The following is a 24,683-nucleotide window of genomic DNA, read 5'->3' as shown; positions in this document are numbered from 1 at the left end:
CGCGACCACTGCGGTCGCGGGTCCCCTCTCGTTGCGGGGTCCGGATCAGAAGACGGACTCGTCGAGCTCCATGAGGGAGTTGTCGGCGGCCTCGATGATCTTGCGGCGGCCGGTGAGCTCGGGCAGGACGTTCTTGGCGAAGAAGCGGGCGACCGCGACCTTGCCCTGGTAGAACGCCTCGTCCTTGCCGGCACCGGCGTCGAGGGCGGCGAGCGCGATCTCGGCCTGCTGCAGCAGCTTCCAGCCGATGAGCAGGTCACCGACGGACATCAGGAACGAGACGGCGTGCTGGCCGACCTTGTAGATGTTCTTGATGTCCTCCTGCGCGGAGGTCAGGAACTCGAACAGCGTGCCGAGCTGGCCCTGGACGTCGCCGAGGGCGCGGGTGAGGAGCTCGCGCTCCTCCTTGAGGCGCTCGTCGGCGTCGGAGTTCTCCAGCGTCTTCTGGATCTCGGCGGCGACGTGGCCGATCGCGGCGCCCTTGTTGCGGACGATCTTGCGGAAGAAGAAGTCCTGCGCCTGGATCGCGGTGGTGCCCTCGTAGAGGCTGTCGATCTTGGCGTCGCGGATGTACTGCTCGATCGGGTAGTCCTGCAGGAAGCCGGAGCCGCCGAGGGTCTGCAGCGAGTGCGTGAGCATCTCGTAGGCCCGCTCGGAGCCGACGCCCTTGACGATGGGCAGCAGCAGGTCGTTGACGGCCTCGGCGAGGCTGACGTCGCTGCCGTCGTGCTGGCCCTGGGCGATCTGGTCCTGGTAGTCCGCGGTGTAGAGGTAGATGGCGCGCAGGCCTTCGGCGTAGGCCTTCTGCAGCATCAGCGCGCGGCGCACGTCGGGGTGGTTGGTGATGGTGACGCGCGGGGCGGTCTTGTCGGTGCTGCGGGTGAGGTCGGCGCCCTGCACGCGCTCCTTGGCGTAGTCGAGCGCGTTGAGGTAACCGGTGGACAGCGTGGCGATGGCCTTGGTGCCGACCATCATCCGCGCGTACTCGATGACCTGGAACATCTGCGCGATGCCGTCGTGGACGTCGCCGAGCAGCCAGCCCTTGGCGGGGGTGCCGTGCTGCCCGAAGGTGACCTCGCAGGTGGCGGAGGCGTTGATGCCCATCTTGTGCTCGACGTTGGTGACGTAGACGCCGTTGCGCTCGCCGGGCTCACCGGTCTCGCCGTCGAAGTGGTACTTCGGCAGCAGGAACAGGCTCAGGCCCTTGGTGCCGGGCTTGGACTCGATGCCGGGGCCCTCGGGGCGGGCGAGCACCAGGTGCATGATGTTCTCGGTCATGTCCTGGTCGGCGGAGGTGATGAACCGCTTCACGCCGTCGAGGTGCCAGGTGCCGTCCTCCTGCAGGACCGCCTTGGTGCGGCCGGAGCCGACGTCGGAGCCCGCGTCGGGCTCGGTGAGGACCATCGTGGCGCCCCAGCCGCGCTCGATCATGAGCTCGGCCCACTTCTTCTGCTCCTCGGTGCCGTTCTTCCAGAGGATCGTCGCGAAGTTGGGGCCCGCCATGTACATGTAGATCGGCGGGTTGGCGCCGAGGATCAGCTCGGCGGCGGACCAGGTGACGGTCGGCGGGATGCCGTAGCCGCCCAGCTCGTCCGGGAGGCCGAGTCGCCACCACTCACCGTCCATGACGGCCTGGTAGGACTTCTTGAACGCCTCGGGGAGGGTGACCGAGTGGGTGGCCGGGTCGAAGTGGGCGCCCTTGCGGTCGCCTTCGACGAAGGAGTCGGCGAGCGGACCGGTGGCCAGGTCGTTGAGTTCGGAAAGCACGCCGCGAACGGTGTCCTGGTCGGACTGCTCGAAGGCGCCCTTGCCCAGTCGGTCCTGCACCTTGAGGACCTCGAACAGGTTGAATTCGAGGTCTCGGACGTTGCTCTTGTAGTGGCCCATCGAAGGCTCCCTCTTGCGCGCTGCTGCGGGTGGGCCCGGCACCGAGCCCTTACTCGTCGGTAACAAGAGGGTATTACCTGGCGGTAACTTCTGTCGAGGCGACCTGGGCCACCCTCCCCGCGCACCCCTGTTGACCTGCGTTCCCGTCCGCAAAAACCCCTCGGCCGGGGAAAATTCGGAAGCGCTCCGTCACCCCCGCGACCTACAGTGGCCGAACCGGACTTCACGCTGGGGGTTGAGATGGTTGCGGTGCGTGCGGAAGCGCTGGTGAAGAGCTTCGGATCGACCCGCGCCCTGAACGGGATCGACCTGGAGGTCCCGCGCGGGGAGGTGCTCGGCCTGCTCGGACCCAACGGCGCGGGCAAGACGACCGCGGTCCGCATCCTGACCACGCTGTTGCGGCCGGACTCGGGGCGGGCGTTCGTGGCCGGGCACGACGTGCTCGCCGACCCGCACGCGGTGCGGCGCTCGATCGGGCTGTCCGGGCAGTACGCCGCAGTCGACGAGAACCTCACCGGCTTCGAGAACCTGCACATGGTCGGCCGCCTCTACGGGATGTCGCGGGCGAAGGCCTCGGCGCGGGCGCGGCAGCTCATCGACCGGTTCAACCTCGACGAGGCCGCCGACCGGCCGTCGAAGGGCTACTCCGGCGGCATGCGGCGACGACTCGACCTGGCCGGTGCGCTGGTCGCCTCGCCGACCGTGGTGATCCTCGACGAGCCCACCACCGGGCTCGACCCGCGCGGCCGGCTCGACACCTGGGCGGTCATCGGCGAGCTCGTCGCCGACGGCACCACGGTCCTGCTGACCACCCAGTACCTGGAGGAGGCCGACCAGCTCGCCGACTCGATCGCGGTCATCGACCGCGGCCGGGTGATCGCCAGCGGCACCGCCGACCAGCTCAAGTCCCGGGTCGGCGGTGAACGCCTGGAGCTCGTCGCCGCCGACGCGGCCGACCTGCCGGTGGTGGCGCGGGTGCTGCACGAGGTCGGCACCGCCGAACCGCAGGTGGAGGACTCGCTGCGGCGGGTCGGCGTGCCGGTCGAGGCGGGCCCGAAAGCGCTGATCGAGGCGCTGCGGCGGCTCGACGCCGAGAACGTCGGGGTCAACGACGTCGGCCTGCACCGGCCGACGCTGGACGACGTGTTCCTGGGGCTGACCGGGCGGCACGCCGAAGCCCCTCACGCCGAGGAGGAGCGGGCATGAACGCGCTGGCGGCGAGCGTCCGCGACAGCAACGTCGTGGCCTGGCGGAACCTGATGAACATCAAGCGCAACCCGGACCTGCTGCTGGCGGGCACGGCGCAGCCGATCATGTTCGTGCTGATGTTCGCCTACGTCTTCGGCGGCAGCCTCGGCGGCGGCGCCTACCGGGAGTTCCTGATCGCCGGGATCTTCGTGCAGACGGTGGCGTTCAACAGCGCGTTCACCGTGATCGGCCTGGCCAACGACCTGCAGAAGGGCATGATGGACCGCTTCCGGTCGCTGCCCATGTCGCGGGTCGCGGTGCTGCTCGGGCGCACCACCTCGGACCTGCTGGTCAGCGTGCTGACCGTGGTGATCATGTCGCTGTGCGGGCTGATCGTGGGCTGGCGGATCCGCGGCGACCTGCTCGACGCCGCGCTGGCGTTCGGCCTCCTGCTGCTGTTCTCGTTCGCGATGTCGTGGGTGGGGGCGTTCATCGGGCTGGTGGCGCGCAGCGTCGAGGTCGCCCAGAGCGCGGGCCTGCTGTGGATGTTCCCGGTGACCTTCGTGTCCTCGGCGTTCGTGCCCGCCGAGTCGATGCCGGGGCCGCTGCGGGTCTTCGCGGAGTGGAACCCGATCACGGTGTACTCCGACGCGTTGCGGGAGCTGTTCGGCAACCCGGTGCGGGTGACCGGCCCACCGCCGGACAGCTGGCCGGCCCAGCACGCGGTGCTGTACTCGGTGGCATCGGCGCTGGTGATCCTCGCGGTCTTCATCCCGCTGGCGGTGGCTCGCTACCGCCGCGTGGCGAGTCGGTGAAGACTCCTCCACGATGGTCCACAAGGGACGCTCGTTAGTGCGCGGCGATAACATTTCCGCTGCTGGGAAGCGCTTTGGAGTTCACTCCTTGGTGTGAACGAGTCCGGACTCGCGCGGTGGTTGAGCGGAACCGGGCCGATCAGCCCGCACTATCTGCCCGTCTCCGAGAAAGGCACCACGGACCGCGAGGTGGGTTATGCGCCGAACGAACGTCAAATACGCCGCAGCAGTGATCGCTTGCACCGGTGCCCTGCTCGCCGGGTGCGCGGGCGGCCCCGAAGGCGGGTCGGGCACGCCGCCCCAGCAGGGCCAGGAAGGCCAGCAGCCCGGCGGCGCGGGCCAGGGCGGCGAGGCCCAGGGCGGGGAGCAGACCCCGGGCGGCATGGGTGCCGGTGAGCAGGGCGGCGACGCGGCCCAGGCCAAGACCGAGCTGCAGAGCAAGCTCGACCAGCTCGCCCAGAGCACGCCGATCACCTTCGACCCGGACAGCAGCGAGCTCAACGACCAGGGCAAGCAGACGGTCACCCAGGTCGCGGACCTGCTCAAGAGCGCTCCGCAGGAGCTGAAGTTCACGGTGTCGGGCTTCACCGCGTCGGGCACCAACTCGGACCAGGACAGCCAGCAGCTGTCGCAGGCGCGCGCCCAGGCGGTCGCCGATCAGCTGACGCAGGCCGGTATCGGTGCCGACCGGCTGCAGGTGTCCGGTCAGGGCGACGCGGGCGGCGACCCCGCCTCGTCCCGCAAGGTCGAGGTCAAGGTCCAGTAATCACCTCCGGCGGAGGGGCGGTCGAGATCGTCGACCGCCCCTCCGCCGTTTCACGGGGTCGGGAAGTTTTCATGAAAACTTCCCCACCCCGTGAGACCTCGGTCGCGAACGGACCTGGTCAGGCACCCGGACCGGTACCCTCGGCGAGGATGGTCACGGAGGTGTCGATGGCTTCTTCCGCCGAGACGCGGACGGTCTCCGCGCCCGCGCGCGGCAAGCCGGCCTCCGCCGTTCCCCTCGATCTGCTGGCCGCGGTCGCCGCCGGCGGCGCGCTCGGGTCGGTGCTGCGCTACGGCGCCGGCCTGATCTGGCCGGGGCCGACGTCGACGTTCCTGGTCAACGTGCTGGGCTGCCTGGCCATCGGCGTGCTGATGTGCGTGATCACCGAGCTGATCACCCCGCACCGGATGCTGCGGCCCTTCCTCGGGGTGGGCGTGCTGGGCGGGTTCACCACCTTCTCCACCTACGTCACCGACGCGCTGCGGCTGGCCTTGACCGCGCCACTGGCCGCGCTCGGATACCTGCTGGGCACGGTCCTGTGCTGCCTGATCGCCGTGTTCGTCGGCGTGGCCGCGACGCGAGCGCTGGCGCGCGCGGTGCGACGGGAGGCGCCGTGACGGTCCTGCTCGTCGCGTTCGGCGGCGCCACCGGGGCGAGCCTGCGCTTCCTGACCGACCGCTGGGTGCAGGCGCGCCACGAGACCGGGTTCCCGTGGGGAACGCTGGTGGTCAACGCGGTCGGCTCGCTGCTCCTCGGGTTCCTCGCCGGGGCGGCCCTGTTCGGCGCACCGCTGCCGGTGCTGCAGACCGCGGTGGGCGTGGGGTTGTGCGGCGCGCTGACGACCTTCAGCACCTTCGGCTACGAGAGCGTGCGCCTGCTGACCGGCGGCGCTCGGCTGCTGGGGCTGCTCAACGTGGTCGGATCGGTGCTGGTCGGGCTCGGTTCGGGCCTGCTCGGCGTGCTGCTGGCCGCCGCGCTCTGGCACTGATCCTCACCCCATCGGGGGGTCACGACACGAGTGCACGACCTTGCTTGCGCTCCCGGGTTCGCCGTGGATCGGTCTCTAACCTGTGGGCACGAGATCCGCACACGTGAGCGAACGGGGTCCCCATGCGCACCGTCTTCATCCACGGCGAGCAGGAACGTTTCGACGAGACCTGCGCCGAACTGATCAACCGCTTCACCAGCCGACACCCCGAGCTCGATGCGGCGGAGGTGGTCGAGCTGCTGCTGGACGACAAGTTCCTCGCCGACGGCATGCTGGCGCACTGGAGCGAGGAGGACGTGGTCCGCGTCCTGACCGAGGTCGTGCCGCGGCGTGCGGTGCTGACCGAGGACTGGTCGTCGGTCCCGGCCGTGCTGCACCGCTGGGTCGACTTCCTCGCCGAGGAGCGGCTGCTCACCTCGACCGATGCGACCTCCGAGCTGCACGAGGTGATCGACGCGACCGTCCCGGCCTACCTGACGGCGATGGCCGATCCGGGCGAGTGGGGCTCGGAGAAGTTCTGGACGACCACGATGCGCGAGCTGGGCGTGGACGACTCCGACGACGCCGCGGTGGAGGCCTTCCACGAGGCGGTGGACGCCGGTGAGCTCGACGTCGACCAGGACACGGCCGACGAGATCACCGCGCGCGAGGCCGCCGAGCCGGAACCGCAGCCGAGGGTGTGGCTGAGCCCGGTGGAGCTGACCGAGTCCGAACCGCACCGCGCGATCGCGGCCCAGGCACCGATCACGCAGCAGATGCGCACCGTAGTGGGGCAGGCCTCTGAGGGACCGGAGAAGCTGGCGGCCGCCCTGGGCGAGGACGAGGGCACGGCCCGGCTGCTGCTGGAGTGGGCGCAGCGCGCGGGTCTGCTGCGGGTCACGGGTGAGCAGCTGGTGTCGACGCTGATCGCCGCTCCCGTGCTGGACGAGCCGGAGGTGCTGTGGACGAAGCTGTGGCAGAGCTTCGTGCTGCTCGACGACGCCTTCCGCGAGGACCTCGACGCGATCGACGCCGACACCGACGACGACCTGCTGCCGGAGCTGGTGCAGTCCGCGCTGAGCGTGCTCTACGCCGCGGGTGACGAGGTACCGCTGGAGATCGTGGCCGCGACGGCAGCCGACGTTTTGGGCGCCGAGGACCCGGGGCCGGTGCTGGCCCTGGTGACGCGGATCGTGCAGCGGTGGGAGTCGATGGGTGCGCTGCGCACCCGCCCCGCCGGTGACGACGAGGAGCCGTTCGAGACGTTCGTCGAGCTGCAGCCCGCGGGCGTGTGGGCGGCGCGGGAGTCGCTGCGGGCGTTCGGTTTCCGCGTACCGACCACCGAGGCGCTGCGGATGGCGCCTGCCGAGCTGGTGGTGCTGCTGTTCGCCGACGCCACGCCACCGGTGCAGCAGGCGCTGGCCGCGCACTGGATCGAGCACCGGGGTTCGCAGCAGGCGGCGGAGGAGCTGACCGCGCTGCTGGAGCTGGTGGACGACCCGGCGGTCCGGCTTCCCGCGCTGGCGCTGCTGGAGGCGGCCGGCGAGGACGGGGTCGCGGCGGCGCGCGAGGTGGCCGACGACCCGGTGTGCGGCGCGGCGGTGCGGGTGTGGCTGCAGGCCACGACCGACGAGCCGCTGGCGCGCGAGGGCGATCGGGTGCTGTTCAACGCCGACGTCATGGCGGTGTCGCTGGAGTCGGATCCGGCGCTGCTGGTCGGCGAGGTCGCCGACCAGCCGCAGGAGGAGCAGCTGCAGCTGGTGGCGGATCTGGCCGCGAGCGGGCACTCGCACGCCGAGGCGCTGCTGGCGGCGCTGGCCGAGCACCACGAGGACGAGGAGGTCGCGGCGGCGGCGCGCAGCGCCCTGGATGCCTGATTCGCGGTGACGCTGCTCATGTCCGTTTGTTCTGCTAACGAGAATTGTTTAGCATTGCGAACGAAATGACTTTTCCGAGCAGCCGCAACCGCAGCTGCGGACGCCGTTGATGAGGGGTGGCGTGGCGATGAGCGCCGGGCACGAAGTTCGGTTACTCGACGTCTTCAAGGGGCAACCGAAGGCGGTGTGGATCACCGCCTTCGCGGCGGTCATCGCCTTCATGGGAATCGGCCTGGTCGACCCGATCCTGCTGTCCATCGCCGAGGCGATGCACGCGGGACCCGAGCAGGTCACCCTGCTGTTCTCGTCCTACCTGGGCGTTCAGGTCGTGGCCATGCTGATCACCGGTGCGTTCAGCGCCCGCTACGGGCCCAAGCGCACCGTGGTCACCGGCCTCGTCCTGATCGTGCTGGCGACCGTCGCGTGCGCGCTGGCGAGCTCCATCGGCCAGCTCGTCGCGCTGCGCGCGGTGTGGGGCCTGGGCAACGCGTTCTTCATCGCCACCGCCCTGTCGGTGATCGTCGGCGCCGCCTCGGGCGGCCAGCAGGCCGCCATCCTGCTCTACGAGGCGGCGCTGGGCATCGGCCTGTCCACCGGTCCGCTGCTCGGCGCGCTGCTGGGCAACATCTCCTGGCGCGGCCCGTTCGCGGGCACCGCCGCGCTGATGGCCGTCGCGCTGATCCTCTCCGCCGGGTTCCTGCCCAAGGACGGCGACCGGTCCAGCCGCGCGAGGATCGGTGTCCTCGACCCGCTCAAGGCGCTCAAGCACAGCGGGCTGCTGCGCACCTCGCTCGGCTCGGCGCTCTACACCGCGAGCTTCTTCATCGTGCTGGCCTGGTCGCCGTTCGTGCTGGAGTACGGCGCAATCGCGGTCGGCCTGGTGTTCTTCGGCTGGGGCCTGTGCGTGGCGGTGGCCGGCGTGACGCTGGCGCCGAAGCTCGCGGCCCGCTTCGGCGAGGTCGGCGCCACGATCATCGCCGTGCTGCTCTACGCGGTGATCCTCGGCGTCATGGCGCTGGGGCCGAAACCGGTCGTGGTCGTCGGCGTGATCCTCAGCGGTCTGGCGTCGGGCCTGCTCAACACGCTGTTCACCGGGTCGGCGATGAGCGTGAGCGACGCGCCGCGCCCGGTCGCCAGCGCGGGCTACAACTTCTGCCGCTGGCTCGGCGGTGCCGCCGCGGCGACTCTGGTCGGCCACGTCGCGACCTGGTTCGGCTCCAATCACGCCCCGTTCGGCGTGGGTGCGGCGCTGTGCGTGATCGCCGCGCTGCTGCTGGTCCCGGGCCTGCGCGGCAAGGGCGACGCGCAGCGGGTCCCGGCCGTGGTCGGCGAAGAGGTCTGATCGAGGCGGTTCGCGAAAGGGCGTGCGGGTCTTGACGATCCGCGCGCCCTTTCGCCGTTCGCCCAATGTTCGCCAAACGCTTGCGCCGCGTTCGCGGTCGCCTACGCTCCATGCCGTTCTCGAACAGCTTGGAGGTCCCGGTGGCTCCCGAACGTCGACTCCTGCCGCTGCTCAACGGCGGACGCGCCCGCGTCACCTGCCGATACCGCTGCGGCGACCAGTGCTCCCAACACCCGCCGAACACCTCGGACAACCCCACTTTCGGGCAAGCGCTGAACCAGGTCCTGAGCCGCCGCGGCCTGCTCAAGGCCGGGGCGGTGGCCTCGGCCGCGCTCGCCGTCCCCGCGCTCGCGTCCCGCGAGGCCGCCGCCGCGACCGGACTGGACTTCGTGCCGATCCGGCCGAACACCGAGGACGCGGTGGTGATCCCGGAGGGCTTCCAGCAGCAGGTCGTCATCCGCTGGGGCGACCCGATCCTGCCCGGCGCACCGGAGTTCGACTTCGACGCGCAGACCCCGGAGGCCCAGGAAGGCCAGTTCGGCTACAACAACGACTTCTGCGCGCTGCTGCCGCTGCCCGACGGGCGCCGGCTGATGATCAACAACCACGAGTACGTCACCGAGGAGTTCGTCTTCCGCGGCTACGACGCCGACAACCCCACCGAGCAGCAGGCCCGGATCTCCTGGGCGGCGCACGGGCTCTCGGTCGTGGTGCTGGACGACAAGAAGCCGGTGCTCGACCCGCTGAACCGGCGGATCACCCTCACCACCCCGTTCGAGCTGCGCGGACCCGCCGCGGGCAGCGAGTTCCTGAAGACCCCCGCGGACCCGACGGGCACGCGCTCGCTGGGCACCATGAACAACTGCTCCGGCGGCGTGACGCCGTGGGGCACGATCCTGTCCGGCGAGGAGAACTTCCACCAGTACTTCGCCCACGCCGACTCCGTCACCGACCCGGCGACGCGGGAACGCCTCGCGCGCTACGGCGTGGAGGGAGCCGAGACCGACCGCAAGTGGGAGCGCTTCGACTCGCGCTGGGACCTCTCCCAGCAGGTCAACGAGCCCAACCGGTTCGGCTGGATCGTGGAGGTCGACCCGCACGACCCGACCTCCACGCCGGTCAAGCACACCGCTCTCGGCCGGTTCAAGCACGAGGGCGCCAACATCCGCGTCCTCGACGACGGCCGCGTCGCCGCCTACATGGGCGATGACGAGAAGTTCGAGTACCTGTACCGGTTCGTCTCCGACGGCGCGGTGAAACCCGGCGGCAGCGGCCTCGCGCGCAGGCACAACATGGCGCTGCTGGATTCCGGCACGCTCTACGTCGCCAAGCTCACCGGCGACAGCCCCGGGGAGATCGACGGGTCCGGGACGCTGCCCTCCGACGGCGAGTTCGACGGCGCGGGCGAGTGGATCCCGTTGGCGCACAACGACACCAGCTTCGTCGAGGGCATGAGCGCCGAGGAGGTCTACGTCTTCACGCGGCTGGCCGCCGACAAGGCGGGCGCCACCAAGATGGACCGGCCCGAGGACGTCCAGCCGCACCCGACGACCGGGCGGGTCTACGCCGCGCTGACCAACAACTCCGACCGCGGCACCGACGGCGAGGCCCCGGCCGACGAGCCGAACCCGCGCAACACCAACAAGCACGGCCAGGTCCTGGAGCTCGACGACGACCCGGCGGGCGTCCGGTTCGCCTGGCGGCTGCTGCTGGTCTGCGGCGATCCGGCCGACCCGTCGACCTACTTCGCCGGGTACGACAAGTCGCAGGTCAGCCCGATCACCTGCCCGGACAACGTCGCCTTCGACAGCCGCGGCAACCTGTGGATCACCACCGACTCCAGCGGCGAGCTCGGTTTCAACGACGGCCTCTACGCCGTCCCGCTGGAAGGCCCGGAACGCGGCCACGTCAAGGCCTTCCTCAGCGTCCCCCGGGGCGCGGAAGCCTGCGGCCCGGTCATCGAGGACGACCTCGTCCTCGTCTCGGCCCAGCATCCCGGCGAGGTGGACGGCGCCAACGCCGACAACCCCGCCAGCCACTGGCCGGACGGAGGCACCACGCAACCCCGCCCCTCGGTGGTCGCCGTCTGGCGCTGAGGCGGGGGACAGTTCCATCCCGAAGTGCCCGGACAGGACAGACTTCGATCACGGGTGATTCGGGCAAGAACCGTCCCCTTCCCGCGCTCCAGCCCCGGCCGATCAGCTCCTGAGCCTCCGGTAGAGGCGCACCCAGGACCGGGGCGGCAGATCCTTCGGGAGCGGCGGCAAGCCGTGCGCGCGAAGGCCGGTCGCGTTGCGGATCATCTCCGCGAGCGACCGGCCTCTCGCCTGGTAGACGGCCTCGACGAAGGACTGGTAGTCGGAACGGCACTCCTCCGGGAGCAGTCGGCGCCTGGTGATGCGGAGGATTCCGCCGTCGCAGGCGGGGATCGGGCGGAAGTGGCGGGCCGGGACCTCACCCACCAGTCGGAAGTCGAACCACGGGGCCCACTGCGCGTTGAGCTGACTTCCTCCCCTCGCCCGCTTCCTGGCCACCTCGTGCTGGACCAGCAGGACCGCTTCGGTCCAGTCGGGGAGGCCGAGCAGGCGGCGGGTCGTGGCCGTGGTGATGCCGAACGGCAGGTTGCCGACCACCGCGTGCGGTCGCGTCGGGAACCGGAATTCCCGCATGTCGCAGCGGTGGAGGCGCACTTGCGGGAATTCGGCGGCCAGGCGGTCGGCCCAGCGCGGGTCGAGTTCGACCGCGATCACCGGGCGCCCGAGCTCGACGAGCTCCCGGGTGAGGGCGCCGCGGCCGGCCCCGAGTTCGACGACCGGGTTCGGCGACGGCGTCAGCGCACGCGCGATGCGCCCAGCCGCGGACGGGTTGATCAGGAAGTTCTGGCCGAGTTCGCGGCGCGCTCGATCGCGCGCCGACCTGCGGCGAGAGGACATGGGGACTGCTCCTGCACTCGCGAACCGGATGGGGAACCGGGTCTCGCGCGCGCAGGCAGGCAGCGAATCACCGCAGCATCAACCGCGCGTCGGGCGACGAGACCCGGACGCGAACGGCGACGCGATTCGACGAGCCGCGCCGCCTAGGCGGAACGCAGCCGGATGAAGAAAGCAGCAGAACAAAGCCCCATGTCGACAAACCTACAAGCCCCCACCCCACCCCCGAAACCGATTTTTCCACCCCTCCCAACTCACCCGGGATCGAAAACAGCGGTTTTCGTCGGTCGAAAACCGCAGCATTCGTCCGTCGAAAACCGCTGTTTTCGACCGACGAATGTTGCGGTTTTTGACCTGGGGAGGGTGTGGCGAGGCGTCGGCGGGTGACCGGTGGGGTGGCGGGCGCTGGTTTTGGCGACTCTGCGTTGCTTGTTCGGTTCTTGTTCACCCGGATGTACCGGGGAGATCGCCCGATCTGTCTAGCGTTCGAGTGTTCCGAACGAATCTCCTGGAGGTCCGCTTGTCTTCCCGACAGGACAGCGGGCGGGTCATCCCGCTCCCCCTCGCGTCCCACCACAGCGCGAGCCGATCCTCGATCACCTGCAAGTACCGCTGCGGCAACGCATGCCAGCACGAGGCGCCGAACACCTCCGGTAACGCCTACTTCGGTGACATCGTCGAGTCCGTGCTCAGCCGCCGCGGCGCGCTCAAGGCCACCGGCGCGCTCGCGCTCACGGTCGGCGGGGCGTCCCTGCTCACCGGCACCGCGGCCGCCGCACCCCGGCCCGCCGCGACCGGCGGCGCGGTGCCCGGCACCGACTTCGCGCCCGTCGCGCCGAACACCGAGGACGCCGTGGTCACCGCCGACGGCTACCGGCAAGGCGTCGTGATCCGCTGGGGAGACCCGGTCGTCGAGGGCGCGCCCGAGTTCGACTTCGCGAACCAGAGCGCCGCCGCCCAGGAGAAGCAGTTCGGCTACAACAACGACTTCGCCGAGCTCATCGCCCTGGACCGGACCGGTTCCCAGAGCCTGCTGGTGTGCAACCACGAGTACACCACCGAGGAGCACATGTTCCTCGGCTACGACGAGAACAACCCCACCGAGGAGCAGGCCAAGATCGCCTGGGCCGCGCACGGCCTCTCGGTGGTGCTCGTCGAGCGCCAGGACGACGGCGGCCTCAAGCCGGCGCCGAGCCGCTACAACCGGCGCATCACCCTCAACACCCCGTTCGAGCTGCGCGGACCCGCCGCGGGCAGCGACCTGCTCAAGACCTCGGTCGACCCGACCGGCACGAAGGTCTTCGGCACCCAAAACAACTGCTCCGGCAGCCTCACGCCGTGGGGCACGATCCTGTCCGGCGAGGAGAACTTCAACCAGTACTTCGCCAACGCCGACACGGTCACCGACCCGGCCGCCAAGGAGCGCCTCGACCGCTACGGCTTCGAAGGCACCGCCAGCACCCGCAAGTGGGAGCGGTTCGACAAGCGCTGGGACATCGCGCAGGAACCCAACGAGGTCAACCGGTTCGGCTGGATCGTGGAGATCGACCCGAACGACCCGACCTCCACGCCGGTCAAGCACACCGCTCTCGGCCGCTTCAAGCACGAGGGCGCCGCCGTCCAGATCGCCGACGACGGCCGCGTCGTGGCCTACACCGGTGACGACGAGCGCTTCGACTACATCTACAAGTTCGTCTCCCGCGGCAAGGTCAAGCAGGGCACCAGCGCCCTGGCCCGCAGGCACAACATGAGCCTGCTCGACGACGGCACGCTCTACGTCGCCAAGTTCACCGGCAACAGCCCGGCCGGCGAGATCGACGGCACCGGGACGCTGCCCTCCGACGGCAAGTTCGACGGCATCGGCGAGTGGATCGCGCTGGCCAGCGGCACCGAGTCCTTCGTCCCCGGCTTCACCGCCGAGGAGGTCTACGTCTTCACGCGCCTGGCCGCCGACAAGGCCGGTGCCACCAAGATGGACCGGCCGGAGGACATCCAGCCGAACCCGGTCAACGGCAAGGTCTACTGCGCGCTGACCAACAACAGCAACCGCGGCAGCGAGGGCAACGCCGCTCCGGACGAGGCCAACCCGCGCGTCGGCAACAAGCACGGTCACGTGCTGGAGCTCGACGACGACACCACCGGCACCCGCTTCGGCTGGAACCTGCTGCTGGTGTGCGGCGACCCGAACGACGCGGGCACCTACTTCGGCGGCTTCGACAAGGCGCAGGTCAGCCCGATCTCGTGCCCGGACAACGTGGCCTTCGACCGCCACGGCAACCTGTGGATCTCCACCGACGGCAACGCGCTGGACTCCAACGACGGCCTGTTCGCGGTGCCGGTCGACGGTCCCGAGCGCGGTTTCGTCAAGCAGTTCCTGACGGTGCCCAAGGGCGCCGAGACCTGCGGTCCCGTGGTGCGCGACAAGGTCGTGACCGTCGCGGTCCAGCACCCCGGCGAGATCGACGGGCACAACGCGGGCAACCCGGCATCGCACTGGCCCGACGGCGGCACCTCCCAGCCGCGCCCGTCGGTCGTGGCGATCTGGCGCGAGGACGGCGGTGAGATCGGCCGCGGCTGATCTCACCTTGCGAGCGCGGGGGTCTCCGGCGGAAGCCGGGGGCCCTCGTTGCGTTCCGGGCCCACCACCCCCGTCCCGAGGCGCGCGACCCGTCCTGAGGCGGATGCCCCGCCCCCCAAAGGGGTTCCTGTCCCAAGGCGGATGACGGAATACGGCCGCAATCCGGTACCGGACTACGGCCGTATTCCCGTCACCTGAACCCTACGTCAGGAGCTGGTCACCTCCGTGGACCCGATTTCAATGGAAGTCGGGGTCCTGATTTCCATAGAAATCGGGGACCGAAGTTCCATTGAAATCGCGTTGTCCCGGCGGGATCAGGCTTCGGGGGCGGGATCAGGACTCGGGGGTGGGGTTGGGTTCGGAGGTGGGGTTCTGCTTGGGGGCCGACTTCAGGGCGATGACCGTGAAGGCGGCGGCGATCATGACGATGCCGACGACCCAGAGCCCGGAGCGCTGGGAGCCGGTGACGTCGGCCAGCGCGCCCGTGACGTAGGGGGCGGCGAAGCCGCTGATGTTGCCCAGCGAGTTGATCAGCGCGATGCCGCCGGCCGCCGCGGCACCGGCGAGGAAGTTGCTGGGCAGCGCCCAGAACGTCGGCAGGGCGGCGCAGACGCCGACCGCGCAGATCGTCACCGCGACCATCGCCAGGTACGGGTTGCCCAGGTACAGCGCGACGGGGATCGCGACGCCGCCGAGCAGCATCGGCAGCGCCACGTGCCAGACCCGCTCGCGGGTGCGGTCGCCGTGCGCCGCCCAGATCACCATCGCGATCGCGCCGATCACGTACGGAACCGCCGTGACCAGACCCGCTTCCATCGTGGACAGGTCCGTGCCGTACTGCTGCTCGAAGCCCTTGATGATCGTCGGCAGGAAGAAGCCCAGCGCGTAGAGGCCGTAGGCGATGCCGAAGTAGACGAACGCCAGCGCCAGGATCCGCGGGTGCGTGAGGGCCTTGCGCAGCGGCCACGCGTGGGCGGCCTCGGTCTCGGCGCGCTCGGCCTCCAGCTGCCCGGACAGCCACTCCCGCTCCTCGGCCTTGAGCCACTTGGCCTGCTCGGGCCGGTCGGTGAGGAAGAACCAGGTGGCCACGGCCAGCAGCATCGCCGGGACGCCCTCGACCAGGAACATGAACCGCCAGCCGGACAGGCCGAAGACGCCGTGACCGCTGGAGATCAGCGCGCTGGACACGGTCGCGCCGATGGCGCTGGAGACCGGGACGGCCGCCATGAACAGCGCCACGGCCTTGGCCCGCTGCACCGCGGGGAACCAGTACGTGAGGTACAGGATGATGCCCGGGAAGAACCCGGCCTCGGCGACGCCCAGCAGGAACCGCAGCACCACCAGGGCCGTCGCGTTCGGCACGAAGGCCATCACGGTCGCGACGATCCCCCAGGTGATCATGATCCGGGCGAGCCACTTGCGGGCGCCGAAGCGGTGCAGAGCGAGGTTGCTCGGCACCTCCAGCACCAGGTAGCCGAGGAAGAAAATCCCGGAGGCGAATCCGAAGACCGTTGCGGTCATGCCCAGTTCGTCGTTCATCCCGTTCGGCCCGGCGAACCCGATGTTCACCCGGTCCAGGTAGTTGACGAAGTACAGCAGGCACAGGAAGGGCATCAGCCGGATCGCGACCTTGCGCAGGACCCGGTTCTGCATCTCTGCAGAGGCGACGTTGACGCTGCTCACCCGAAGGGCATACGCGCCGCTCGGCCACCGGGTCAAGGGAGGACCGGTGGATGGGACGGCCGGTCACTCGGGTGAAATGCACCACCTGTAGCGTTACAGACATGCCAGAACGCCCGATTGCCCTGGTCACCGGCGCCTCACGAGGCATCGGGGCCGCGGTCGCGCGTGAGCTGTCCCACACTCATGACCTGTTGTTGGGCGGCCGCGACACCGACGCCATCCAGACCCTGATCGACGAACTGCCCGGCGCCGCCCGCGAGTGGCCGGTGGAACTCACCGACCACGCCGCGCTGGCCGACGCCGCGACCGACATCGAGCGAGTCGACGTCCTGGTGCACTGCGCCGGACTCGTCGAGCTCGGCCAGATCGCCGACGCCACCGGCGATTCGTGGCGGCGCACCTTCGAGGTGAACCTCTTCGCCGTCACCGAGCTCACCCGCCTGCTGCTGCCCCAGCTGCGCGCCGCCCAGGGACACGTCGTCCTGGTCAACTCCGGCGCGGGCCTCAGCGCCAAGCCGAACTGGGGCGCCTACGCGGCGAGCAAGTTCGCGCTGCGCGCCTTCGCCGACGTGCTGCGCGCCGAGGAGGCCACCAACAGCGTGCGCGTGACCTCGGTGTTCCCCGGTCGCACCGCGACCGACATGCAGCGCTCGGTCCGCGAGCAGGAGGGCGGCGCCTTCGAGGCCGACCGCTACCTGCGTCCCGAGTCGGTGGCGAAGCCGATCATCTCGGCCGTGAACGCCACCGAGGACTCACACCTCACCGAGATCATCGTTCGCCCCGCCGCGGCCTGAACCCTGCGGGCGACGCCTGGCGGGGGCGGTTCTTCCTCGAATCGTCCCGACGTTTCGGACATCGATCACGGGTGATTCGAGGAGGAACCGTCCCCTGCCGCGTCAGCCGCGCACGTGCTGCGCCGCCGTCCGAGCCGCGGCCTGCACGGTGCGGCGGTCGACGCGGGTGGGCTCGCGGTCGTTGAGGACCTCCTCGCCCGCCACCCAGACGTCCCGCACGCTGCGCGAACCCGCCGCCCACACGACGTTGGACAGCACCTGCTCGTCGGGCGCGTCCAAACCCGTCGCGAACGCGGGGTTGTCGACGTCGAGGTGCACGATGTCGGCCCAGCGGCCCGGTTCCAGCGCGCCGATGTCGTCGCGGTGCAGCGCCTCGGCCCCGCCGCGGGTGGCGGCCAGCAGCGCGGCCCGCGCGCTCAGCGCCGTCGCGTCACCGGTGACCGTGCGCGCCAGCAGGCCCGCGAGCTGCACCTCCTCCCACAGGTCCAGGTCGTCGTTGCTGGACGGGCCGTCGGTGCCCAGGCCGACCGGGATGCCGGCGCGCAGCAGCTCGACGAGCCGCGCGGTTCCGGAGGCGAGCTTGGCGTTGGAACCGGGGCAGTGCGCGACACCGACGCCGCGACGCGCGAGCAGCTCGATGTCGTCGTCGCCGAGGTGCACGCCGTGCGCTGCGATGACACGACCTTCGAGCACGCCCAGCTTGTCCAGCAGCGCCGGCACCGAGCCGTACTCCTCGCGCTGCACCGCGTCCTCGGCGAGCGTCTCGGCGACGTGGGTGTGCACCAGCGCGCCGCGCTGCTGGGCGGATTCTCCGATGGTCTGCAGGGCTTCCGGCGGCAGCAGGTAGGCCGAGTGCGGGCCGTAGGCGAGCTCGATGCGCTCACCCGGCCCGAAGCGCAGGCCGTCGGCGTCGATCCAGCGGTCGATGCCCTCGACCGCGCCGCGCCAGCCGCCCAGCGCCTCCAGCGCGGGGGTGTCGATCACGGCGGTGGCCAGCACCGCGCGGGAACCGACCGCCAGCGTCGCCTCGACCATCGACTCGGTGATGAAGTACATCTCGGCGCTGGTCGTCACGCCCGCCCGCAGCATCTCGACGCAGCCGAGCTCCATGCCGGCGCGGACGTCGGAGGGCCGCAGCCGCGCCTCGGCCGGAAAGATCACCTCGTTGAGCCAGCGCAGCAGCGGCAGGTCCGCGCCCATGCCGCGCAGCAGGGTCATCGGGCTGTGGGCGTGCGCGTTGATCAGGCCGGGCAGCAGGATGCCGCCGCATTCGCGGACGGTGACGTCGTTGGAGCGCTCCGGCGCGCCCTGCCGGGGTCCGCAGTAGGTGATGCGGCCGGTGTCGTCGACGTCGACCACCGCGTCCCGGATGACCGAGCAGGTCGGGTCGCAGGGCAGTGCCATCGGTGCGTGCAGGCGGAGTGCGGTCGGCATGACCGCATTCTGCCGCACCCCGTTCCGGCCCCGGACGTTCCCGCGATTGGCCGAAAGACCGAGGTGCGCTGGCCGATCGGCTGATCTGCGGGCCCGGTTTTCCTGGCCCGGCGGCCGATACCGGTTTCCGCCCCGGTGCCCGACTCTGGAGTCAGGCCGTGGGAGCGACCCGCCCCCTTAGGGGCAGGTCCCCGATGCGCCGACCGAATGATCAGGGAAAACATCCCCGGCTGGCCGATCCGCGAGCACCCGCTCAACCGCCACGCTGGGGAGGAGGAACCGAGTCGGGGAGGTTCACCATGTTCGAGACCACGATGACCGCGATCGCCGCCGCCATCGCCATGATCGCCCTGCTGCTGATGGCGTTGAGCTCGGTGCTGCCGGATCTGCTGGAGGGCTACGGCGGTCGGGACCGCAAGCGCCGCCGGATCAGTCCTGGGGCAGGTCCGTGCCCAGACACCGGCGGCTCATCCGGGCCAGAACGTCGTAGCGGGGCCGAATTCGCTCTTCTGGAGCCGAGGCCTGCGGCGGTGGTTCCTGCACCCGGCGGACGGTTACCCGCTCCGCCGGCTCTGGTGGATCGTCCGCTCCGCTCCTGGCTCGCCGGGCCGCGTTCCTGCTCACCGTGAAGGCGGGCTCGGATCCGCTGGTGCGCGGGCCGGAGCGCAGCCATTCCAGCCGGTGCAGCGCTTCGCTGTGGTGGTCGGTGATGGTGACGCGGGCGGCGTCGAAGGAGTGCAGCACGGCCCGGTTGATCTCGACGACGGCGCGGTCCCGCCACAGGCTGCGCTCGGTGGAGGTGTCCATGCCGAGCCGCTCGGCGACCTGCCGGGTCAGCCCGTAGGCCTGGTCGTCGGCCAGCCCGCGAGTGCCGATCTCGGTGCCCACGAACCAGGTGTTGAACGGCGCGGCGGGGTAGCGGATGCCGCCGATGTCGAGGTGCATGTTGCTGATCAGCGGGACGCTGTGCCAGCGCAGGCCGAGCTCCTCGAACCAGCGGTAGTCGGGGTGCTCCAGCGGCACTTCCTGCACGACGTCGCGGGGCACGGGGACGAGCTTGACGCCCTCGTGCTCGGTCTCCACGACGAGCGGCAGGTGGTCGAAGCGGCCGCGCGGCGCCGGGGGTTTCCAGCCGAGCCGCTGCGCCTGCGCGGTGAATCCCTGGTAGCGGGCGTCGCCGAGGACACCGCCGTCGGCCAGGGTGTAGCCGGCGTAGCGGACGACCTGCTCGTTCCAGATCCGCGGGCCCGCCGACTCGGGGGCGTCGGGGGCGAAGACGGTGATCAGCGGCCGGATACGGCCGGCGTTGGTGGCCAGCCGCAGGTGTTCGAAGCACTCGCTGGCGATGGCCGAGGCGTTGCGCAGGCCGCGCAGGTCGCGGACCTCGACCCGGTTCCACGGCAGGCCGCCGGTGCACCAGCCGCTGTCGCGCAGCGCGACGCGGGCTCCGTGGGTGAGCTCGGCGGTGGTGTGCCGGTAGGTGCCGGTTTCGGCGATGCTGCGCCGCACCTCGGCGAGCCGGTCGCGGAGCGAGCCGGCTTCGGGGTGCGCGGAGTGGAAGGAGCGCAGGAAGTCCTCGGCTGCGGTCACCGTCGGGTTCGTCGGGCTCGGGCTGAGTTCCTCGCGAATGGCCGTCACGCCGCGAGAACCTAACTTCCGGAACCACCGCCTGAGCAGCCCTCAGGCCATCACTTTCCGGTGATCTTGAGCAGCCACGATCAGGTGTTCCGCTGACCCGATGTAACTGACATCGACCCGATCACCGCAACCCTTGATCCGCCAAAAGAGTGAACTCCCAACCCCCTCAAGTCGAAAACCGCGGTTTTCGCGCGATGAAAACAGCGGTTTTCGACACGGGGAGGGGTGTCAGGGGCGTTCGTAGATGAGGTCGTGGATCTCTCGGCCCTCGTCGTGGGCGCGGTTCTCGAACTTGGTGATGGGGCGCCAGTCGGGGCGCGGGGCCCAGCCGCCGGGTTCGTCGGCGTAGCGGTTGCGCAGGCCCGGTTCCGCTTCGCAGACCTCGCGCATCTGCTCGGCGTAGTTCTCCCAGTCGGTGGCCAGGTGCAGGACACCGCCAGGTCGCAGCCGCGAGGTGATCAGCGCGACGGACTCGGGCTGGACCAGGCGGCGCTTGTGGTGCCGCTTCTTCGGCCACGGGTCCGGGAAGTAGATCCGCACCTCGTCCAGCGACCCCGGTTCGACGTGGTCGCGCAGCAGCACGATGGCGTCACCGCGCAGCAGCCGGAGGTTGGAGACCTCCAGCTTCTCGGCGCGCAGCATCAGCTGGGCCAGACCGGGCTTGTAGACCTCGACCGCCAGGTAGTTGTCGTCCGGCTGCGCGGCGACGAGCTGCGCCGTCGTCTCGCCCATGCCCGAGCCGATCTCCAGCACCACGGGCGCGGAGCGGCCGAACCAGGACTCCACGTCCAGCGGCCCTTCCGGCAGCTCGGTGACGTCGGCGCCGAGCTCGGCCCAGTGGCGGTCCCAGGCCCGCTGCTGCCCGACGGTCATCCGCTCGCCCCGCTGGACGTAGCTGACGACGGTACGGCGGAACGGAACCTGCTGGTCAGAGGAATTCACGAGGACGAATTATCGCAAACCGGCAGCGCGTCCCCGTCACCGCGTGGAGGGTGCGCAGCGCTGCCCGACACGAGCCACGAAGTCGCGAGACGTCGACACCCCGCTCGCAGCTCGCCCCGCCGCGGGTTCTGAGACGTCGTCCGGCGAGTACACCGCGGCGCCGTGCATCGGCGTGCATCAGGAGAGGTGCACGGGGTCCGGACGGCGCGTCAGGTTCCGCTGCTCGCACCGCCGAGCAAGACGACCGCTGTTCTTGAAGTCACCAGGCCTCGACCTGCGGGAGCAGGGAGAGCAGCTTGCCCGTGCTGGTCGGCACCGGCAGGGACTCGGTCTCGCCGTAGGCGGGGACGGCGTTGAGCCAGCCGTCGTGGTCGTCGGTGAGGACGATCGTGGTGGGCATCCGGACGTCGCCGCGGTCGGACGGGGCGTACTCCCAGTACCCGGCCTCGCTGGTGCCGACCCAGGGCACGAAGACCCAGCCGGGGCGCGACGAGAGGATCGCGTGCACCTCGTCCTCGATCTTGAACGCCTCGGCGCGCGAGGCGATGTCGCCGCGGTCCAGCGCGCGCAGCCACCAGGGCGCGGGCAGCCGGCGCGCAGCGCCGTTGAGCTTGCGGAAGAGCTCCAGGACCTGGCGCTCGGAGGCGGTGTGGATCCAGCTGCGGCGAAGCGACGCGGGTGTCGCGGCTTCGGTGGCAGGCGGGTGCGCCTCGGTCGCCAGCGACCACTCGAGTCGCGGAACCGGCTCCAGCTGGACGTCGTTGCCGTCGTGCTTGGCGCGGACACCCCCGCTTCGGGGAAGAACGATCAGAGCACTCTCTTGTGAAGACAGCATGTGGCCCACTCCTCTGGTGTGGAGAAAGACGCGAGCCGAACTACTCGCCCACGGCCAGCGCATGCCCCCAAGCGACGCTGGTTGCGGGACACCTCTACTTATGCCTTACCACAGCCAAACCGACGAATGAGACAACCGTGTAAAATGTGATCGCAATCACATGAGAGACTCGTTCGGTTGACCTAGTCGAGGTCAGGTCGACAAGGGGAGTCGTGGCGGTTGGAGTAGAGGCGTGCCGGATCAGACGTTCCAACGCGTGGAGATCAACGGCGGGGTGGTCGTCGGCGTCGACGCCTCCGCCTCGTCCTTGCGAGCCCTGGCGGTCGCGGCCGAGGAGGCCGCCCGCCGCAACGCGGTCCTGCACGTGGTCCGCGCCTGGAGCATGCGCACGGCCCCGCGTCCTCCGGACTGCCCGCCGAACGCGGTCCCGAGCATGGACGCCTTCCAGCAGGAGGTGGAGCGCGAGACCGAGAAGCTGGTGCAGGACAGGCTCGGCGACACCGAGGTCACCACGGAGATCCACGCGGTCCACTCGCCGAGCCCGCAAGCCCTCCTGGCCGCCTCCAGGGGAGCGGACCTCCTCGTGGTCGGCCACCGGGGCAGAGGGGGCTTCGCAGGCCTCATGCTCGGCTCAGTAGCAGAACAATGCGTAAGGCACGCAGCCTGCCCAGTACTGGTCGTAAGACCCTCCGTCTAACCAGAACGACCGTCAGACAAGCGCCGAAGGCGCTTTCTCTTTCCCCACCTCAGACGCTGGCACCGCCGCGGGTTCTGAGCGCCTTCGTGGCGAGTACGCCGTGACGCCGTGTATTGGCATACATAAGGAGCGGCGCACGGAGTCCACGGAGGCGCTCAGGTTCCGCTACCCGCACCGCCAAGCAAAAAGACCACAGAGAAGTAGATCTTCAAATCGTAGATAGAAAGCACAGGGCCCGGGCCATCCCCCGAATGACAGCCCGGGCCCTCCCCCGTCCCGACCGCCGGCGCCCCCGAGCGCTGCTGCAGTCGGTCGTCTTTGGTTGTGCTTCAGCGTTCTCGAGTCACGGTGTGATCGTCCGCTGACTCACCGCGTCCGATGTGACCCGGTGCGATCGGCTTCCGCTCGATCTTGCAGCCGATCCTATCGGTCGGCGTGACCAGACTCTCGGCCGGGCTCGGTAACGTTGCGCGTTCCCGGGCCCAGCTGGGGATTCCCGGCTTTGATCAAGGGCTTTCGGTTCCATGATCAAATCCGCTGGTCAGGCATCACGCCGGTGGGTCACGACGAGTCCGATCACCCAGACACCCACCGTGACGGCTCCGAAGTACGCGAGTGACGCCCAGGGGCCGAGGGGCATGTTCGCGGACAGGGGGCCTTCGCCGCTGAGGAAGTTGTCGGCCATCACGAAGGGCATCCACCGCTGGGCCTCGGTGCCGATCTCGGGGATGAGCGCGACGAGGTTCTCGACGAGCAGCGACCACAGCAGCAGCACGGTGACGGCGCCCGCGGTCTGGCGCAGGAGCATGCCGACGCCGACGGCGAGGATCGCGGAGAACGCGAAAACCGGCCCGACACCGGCGACCTGCCGCCACTGGTCGGCGGTGGTGAGCGCGAGGTCGGAGCTGGGCAGCAGCACCTTGGCGACGCCCCAGGAGCCGAACGCGCAGATCTCGCCGATGATCAGCGCGAGGACGGCGACGACGGCGGTCTTGGCGAGCAGCACGGCGGTGCGGTTGGGCACGGCCACGAAGGTCGCCCGGATGGTGCCGAAGCGGTATTCGGTGGTGATCGCCAGCGCGGCGAGCACCAGGGTCACCATGAGTCCGAACTGGTGCCCGAACTGCGTTGTGCTGAGCGCGATCCCGTCGGAGTAGGCGGCGATGAGCGCGGTGAACCCGATGGGCAGGGCGAGCGCGAGGACCATGCACCACCAGGGGGCGCGGGTGGAGAAGAGCTTCATCCGCTCGACGGCGAGCAGGGTCATCGGGCCACCCCCTGGGCGGTCAGCTCGGGCGACTCGCCGAGCGCGGTCTGGTATTCGACGGCGTCGCTGGTCATCTGCATGAAGGCGTCTTCCAGCGAGCCGCGCTGCGCGGTGAGCTCGTGCAGCACGATGCGGTGCTGCGCGGCGATCTCGCCGACCCGCTCGGTGGTGACGCCGTCGAGGACGAGCCTGTCGTCGGCGGCGGTGCGGACGGTGATCTGCTCGTCGGCGAGGAGTCGTTGCAGCTGCGGGGCTTCGGGGGTGCGCACGAGCACGGAGCTGCTGCCCGCGCTGTCGACGAACTCGGCGGTGCTGCACTGGGCGATGAGCTTGCCGCGGCCGACGACGACGAGTTCTTCTGCGGTGAGCGACATCTCGCTCAGCAGGTGGCTGGAGACGAAGACGGTCCGGCCTTCGGCGGCGAGGCCCTGCATGAACCGGCGGATCCAGTGGATGCCTTCGGGGTCGAGGCCGTTGACGGGTTCGTCGAAGAGCAGGACTTCGGGGTCGCCGAGCAGCGCGGTGGCGATGCCGAGGCGCTGCGACATGCCGAGCGAGAACCCGCCGGCCTTGCGCCGGGCGACGTCGGTGAGCCCGACCTGGTCGAGGACTTCGTCGACGCGCTGCATGCCGATGCCGTTCGAGCGCGCGATCCACCGCAGGTGCGCGCGGGCGGTGCGGTTGGGGTGCACCCACTTGGCGTCGAGGAGGGCGCCGACGGTGCGCAGCGGGTTCTTGAGCTCCTGGTAGCGCTTGCCGTTGATGCGCACGTCGCCCGCGGTGGGGTTGTCGAGCCCGAGCACCATGCGCATGGTGGTGGACTTGCCCGCGCCGTTGGGGCCGAGGAATCCGGTGACGTGACCGGGTTTGACGGTGAAGGACAGGTCGTCCACCGCCACCTTCTGGCCGTAGCGCTTGGTGAGGCCTCTCGCCTCGATCATGATCACTCCTGTTGCTGGGACGCGGAGCAGTGCCGGTAGTAGTGAACCGGCCCCGAGGATGACGCACCTCAGGGTTGTCCCGGATCGCCACCCCGGTCCTTC

General features: G+C 70.1%; 20 protein-coding genes. 11 read left to right on the top strand and 9 right to left on the bottom strand.

Annotated features, from left to right (window positions below; all coding sequences use genetic code 11):
• Nucleotides 1-45: 45 nt before the first annotated feature.
• On the bottom strand, nt 46-1,887 hold the full coding sequence (locus REH65_RS18015) for an acyl-CoA dehydrogenase (protein ID WP_281457531.1): 1,842 nt from the start codon (nt 1,885-1,887) through the stop codon (nt 46-48).
• Nucleotides 1,888-2,127: 240 nt separating this feature from the next.
• Between REH65_RS18015 and REH65_RS18010 the strand changes: the two genes are divergently transcribed.
• From REH65_RS18010 to REH65_RS17975, 8 genes are all read left to right on the top strand, one after another.
• The gene (locus REH65_RS18010) at nt 2,128-3,093 is read left to right on the top strand and encodes an ATP-binding cassette domain-containing protein (protein WP_406688408.1); all 966 of its coding nucleotides are present in this window, start codon (nt 2,128-2,130) and stop codon (nt 3,091-3,093) included.
• Nucleotides 3,090-3,890 carry an ABC transporter permease gene (locus REH65_RS18005; protein WP_406688407.1) on the top strand — a complete coding sequence of 267 codons (801 nt, stop codon included), beginning with the start codon at nt 3,090-3,092 and terminating at the stop codon, nt 3,888-3,890. Before REH65_RS18010 ends, REH65_RS18005 begins: the two co-directional genes overlap by 4 nt.
• A gap of 196 nt (nt 3,891-4,086) precedes the next feature.
• A complete protein-coding gene (locus tag REH65_RS18000) occupies nt 4,087-4,656 on the top strand; it encodes an OmpA family protein (RefSeq protein ID WP_406688406.1) in 570 nt (189 codons plus the stop codon).
• A gap of 167 nt (nt 4,657-4,823) precedes the next feature.
• Entirely contained in the window at nt 4,824-5,273 is a 450-nt protein-coding gene (locus tag REH65_RS17995) for a fluoride efflux transporter FluC (protein ID WP_406688405.1), read from the top strand.
• Entirely contained in the window at nt 5,270-5,644 is a 375-nt protein-coding gene (locus REH65_RS17990; protein ID WP_406688404.1) for a fluoride efflux transporter FluC, read from the top strand. Before REH65_RS17995 ends, REH65_RS17990 begins: the two co-directional genes overlap by 4 nt.
• A gap of 122 nt (nt 5,645-5,766) precedes the next feature.
• Nucleotides 5,767-7,500, top strand: coding sequence for a hypothetical protein (locus tag REH65_RS17985; protein ID WP_406688403.1), 1,734 nt, complete (start codon nt 5,767-5,769; stop codon nt 7,498-7,500).
• Between the two features lie 127 nt (nt 7,501-7,627).
• A complete protein-coding gene (locus REH65_RS17980; RefSeq protein WP_406688402.1) occupies nt 7,628-8,842 on the top strand; it encodes an MFS transporter in 1,215 nt (404 codons plus the stop codon).
• Between the two features lie 110 nt (nt 8,843-8,952).
• Nucleotides 8,953-10,938 carry a PhoX family protein gene (locus tag REH65_RS17975; RefSeq protein ID WP_406688401.1) on the top strand — a complete coding sequence of 662 codons (1,986 nt, stop codon included), beginning with the start codon at nt 8,953-8,955 and terminating at the stop codon, nt 10,936-10,938.
• Between the two features lie 102 nt (nt 10,939-11,040).
• On the opposite strand, the gene erm is transcribed toward REH65_RS17975, so the two are convergent.
• Nucleotides 11,041-11,775: a 23S ribosomal RNA methyltransferase Erm gene (gene erm / locus REH65_RS17970; RefSeq protein WP_406688400.1), complete on the bottom strand. Its 735-nt coding sequence runs from the start codon at nt 11,773-11,775 to the stop codon at nt 11,041-11,043.
• Nucleotides 11,776-12,292: 517 nt separating this feature from the next.
• Here erm and REH65_RS17965 point away from each other — a divergent pair.
• Nucleotides 12,293-14,350: a PhoX family phosphatase gene (locus REH65_RS17965; RefSeq protein WP_281457541.1), complete on the top strand. Its 2,058-nt coding sequence runs from the start codon at nt 12,293-12,295 to the stop codon at nt 14,348-14,350.
• Nucleotides 14,351-14,683: 333 nt separating this feature from the next.
• On the opposite strand, the gene REH65_RS17960 is transcribed toward REH65_RS17965, so the two are convergent.
• Nucleotides 14,684-16,003, bottom strand: a complete 1,320-nt coding sequence (locus REH65_RS17960; protein WP_406693190.1) for an MFS transporter — start codon at nt 16,001-16,003, stop codon at nt 14,684-14,686.
• Nucleotides 16,004-16,134: 131 nt separating this feature from the next.
• Between REH65_RS17960 and REH65_RS17955 the strand changes: the two genes are divergently transcribed.
• Nucleotides 16,135-16,827, top strand: coding sequence for an SDR family oxidoreductase (locus tag REH65_RS17955; protein WP_281457542.1), 693 nt, complete (start codon nt 16,135-16,137; stop codon nt 16,825-16,827).
• A gap of 102 nt (nt 16,828-16,929) precedes the next feature.
• Here REH65_RS17955 and REH65_RS17950 read toward each other — a convergent pair whose 3' ends face one another.
• The 4 genes from REH65_RS17950 to REH65_RS17935 form a co-directional block, all read right to left on the bottom strand.
• Nucleotides 16,930-18,261: an amidohydrolase gene (locus REH65_RS17950; protein ID WP_281457543.1), complete on the bottom strand. Its 1,332-nt coding sequence runs from the start codon at nt 18,259-18,261 to the stop codon at nt 16,930-16,932.
• A 429-nt stretch (nt 18,262-18,690) separates the two neighbouring features.
• Complete coding sequence (locus tag REH65_RS17945; RefSeq protein ID WP_281457545.1) at nt 18,691-19,899, bottom strand: nitric oxide synthase oxygenase; 1,209 nt, start codon at nt 19,897-19,899, stop codon at nt 18,691-18,693.
• Nucleotides 19,900-20,127: 228 nt separating this feature from the next.
• Nucleotides 20,128-20,772: a tRNA (guanosine(46)-N7)-methyltransferase TrmB gene (gene trmB, locus REH65_RS17940; protein ID WP_406693189.1), complete on the bottom strand. Its 645-nt coding sequence runs from the start codon at nt 20,770-20,772 to the stop codon at nt 20,128-20,130.
• 328 nt (nt 20,773-21,100) lie between these two features.
• A complete protein-coding gene (locus REH65_RS17935; protein WP_281457546.1) occupies nt 21,101-21,676 on the bottom strand; it encodes a hypothetical protein in 576 nt (191 codons plus the stop codon).
• 232 nt (nt 21,677-21,908) lie between these two features.
• Between REH65_RS17935 and REH65_RS17930 the strand changes: the two genes are divergently transcribed.
• Nucleotides 21,909-22,373, top strand: coding sequence for a universal stress protein (locus REH65_RS17930; protein WP_406688399.1), 465 nt, complete (start codon nt 21,909-21,911; stop codon nt 22,371-22,373).
• Nucleotides 22,374-22,914: 541 nt separating this feature from the next.
• Here REH65_RS17930 and REH65_RS17925 read toward each other — a convergent pair.
• Both REH65_RS17925 and REH65_RS17920 read right to left on the bottom strand, forming a co-directional pair.
• Entirely contained in the window at nt 22,915-23,640 is a 726-nt protein-coding gene (locus tag REH65_RS17925) for a hypothetical protein (RefSeq protein ID WP_281457548.1), read from the bottom strand.
• The gene (locus REH65_RS17920; protein WP_281457549.1) at nt 23,637-24,581 is read right to left on the bottom strand and encodes an ABC transporter ATP-binding protein; all 945 of its coding nucleotides are present in this window, start codon (nt 24,579-24,581) and stop codon (nt 23,637-23,639) included. Before REH65_RS17920 ends, REH65_RS17925 begins: the two co-directional genes overlap by 4 nt.
• Nucleotides 24,582-24,683 lie beyond the last annotated feature (102 nt).

The sequence above is a fragment of the Saccharopolyspora sp. ID03-671 genome (assembly GCF_045278815.1).
GTDB lineage: Bacteria > Actinomycetota > Actinomycetes > Mycobacteriales > Pseudonocardiaceae > Saccharopolyspora > Saccharopolyspora ipomoeae.
Note: the sequence above shows the minus strand (reverse complement) of the source record. Positions and strands in the feature narration are given on the sequence as shown.

Excerpts from the sequence above, each read along its gene's own strand:
- REH65_RS18015 (WP_281457531.1), bottom strand. The coding sequence starts at position 1,887 with ATGGGCCACTACAAGAGCAACGTCCGAGACCTCGAATTCAACCTGTTC.
- REH65_RS18010 (WP_406688408.1), top strand. The coding sequence starts at position 2,128 with ATGGTTGCGGTGCGTGCGGAAGCGCTGGTGAAGAGCTTCGGATCGACC.
- REH65_RS18005 (WP_406688407.1), top strand. The coding sequence starts at position 3,090 with ATGAACGCGCTGGCGGCGAGCGTCCGCGACAGCAACGTCGTGGCCTGG.
- REH65_RS18000 (WP_406688406.1), top strand. The coding sequence starts at position 4,087 with ATGCGCCGAACGAACGTCAAATACGCCGCAGCAGTGATCGCTTGCACC.
- REH65_RS17995 (WP_406688405.1), top strand. The coding sequence starts at position 4,824 with ATGGCTTCTTCCGCCGAGACGCGGACGGTCTCCGCGCCCGCGCGCGGC.
- REH65_RS17985 (WP_406688403.1), top strand. The coding sequence starts at position 5,767 with ATGCGCACCGTCTTCATCCACGGCGAGCAGGAACGTTTCGACGAGACC.
- REH65_RS17980 (WP_406688402.1), top strand. The coding sequence starts at position 7,628 with ATGAGCGCCGGGCACGAAGTTCGGTTACTCGACGTCTTCAAGGGGCAA.
- REH65_RS17975 (WP_406688401.1), top strand. The coding sequence starts at position 8,953 with ATGCCGTTCTCGAACAGCTTGGAGGTCCCGGTGGCTCCCGAACGTCGA.
- erm (WP_406688400.1), bottom strand. The coding sequence starts at position 11,775 with ATGTCCTCTCGCCGCAGGTCGGCGCGCGATCGAGCGCGCCGCGAACTC.
- REH65_RS17960 (WP_406693190.1), bottom strand. The coding sequence starts at position 16,003 with ATGCAGAACCGGGTCCTGCGCAAGGTCGCGATCCGGCTGATGCCCTTC.
- REH65_RS17955 (WP_281457542.1), top strand. The coding sequence starts at position 16,135 with ATGCCAGAACGCCCGATTGCCCTGGTCACCGGCGCCTCACGAGGCATC.
- REH65_RS17950 (WP_281457543.1), bottom strand. The coding sequence starts at position 18,261 with ATGCCGACCGCACTCCGCCTGCACGCACCGATGGCACTGCCCTGCGAC.
- trmB (WP_406693189.1), bottom strand. The coding sequence starts at position 20,772 with ATGACCGTCGGGCAGCAGCGGGCCTGGGACCGCCACTGGGCCGAGCTC.
- REH65_RS17935 (WP_281457546.1), bottom strand. The coding sequence starts at position 21,676 with ATGCTGTCTTCACAAGAGAGTGCTCTGATCGTTCTTCCCCGAAGCGGG.
- REH65_RS17925 (WP_281457548.1), bottom strand. The coding sequence starts at position 23,640 with ATGACCCTGCTCGCCGTCGAGCGGATGAAGCTCTTCTCCACCCGCGCC.
- REH65_RS17920 (WP_281457549.1), bottom strand. The coding sequence starts at position 24,581 with ATGATCGAGGCGAGAGGCCTCACCAAGCGCTACGGCCAGAAGGTGGCG.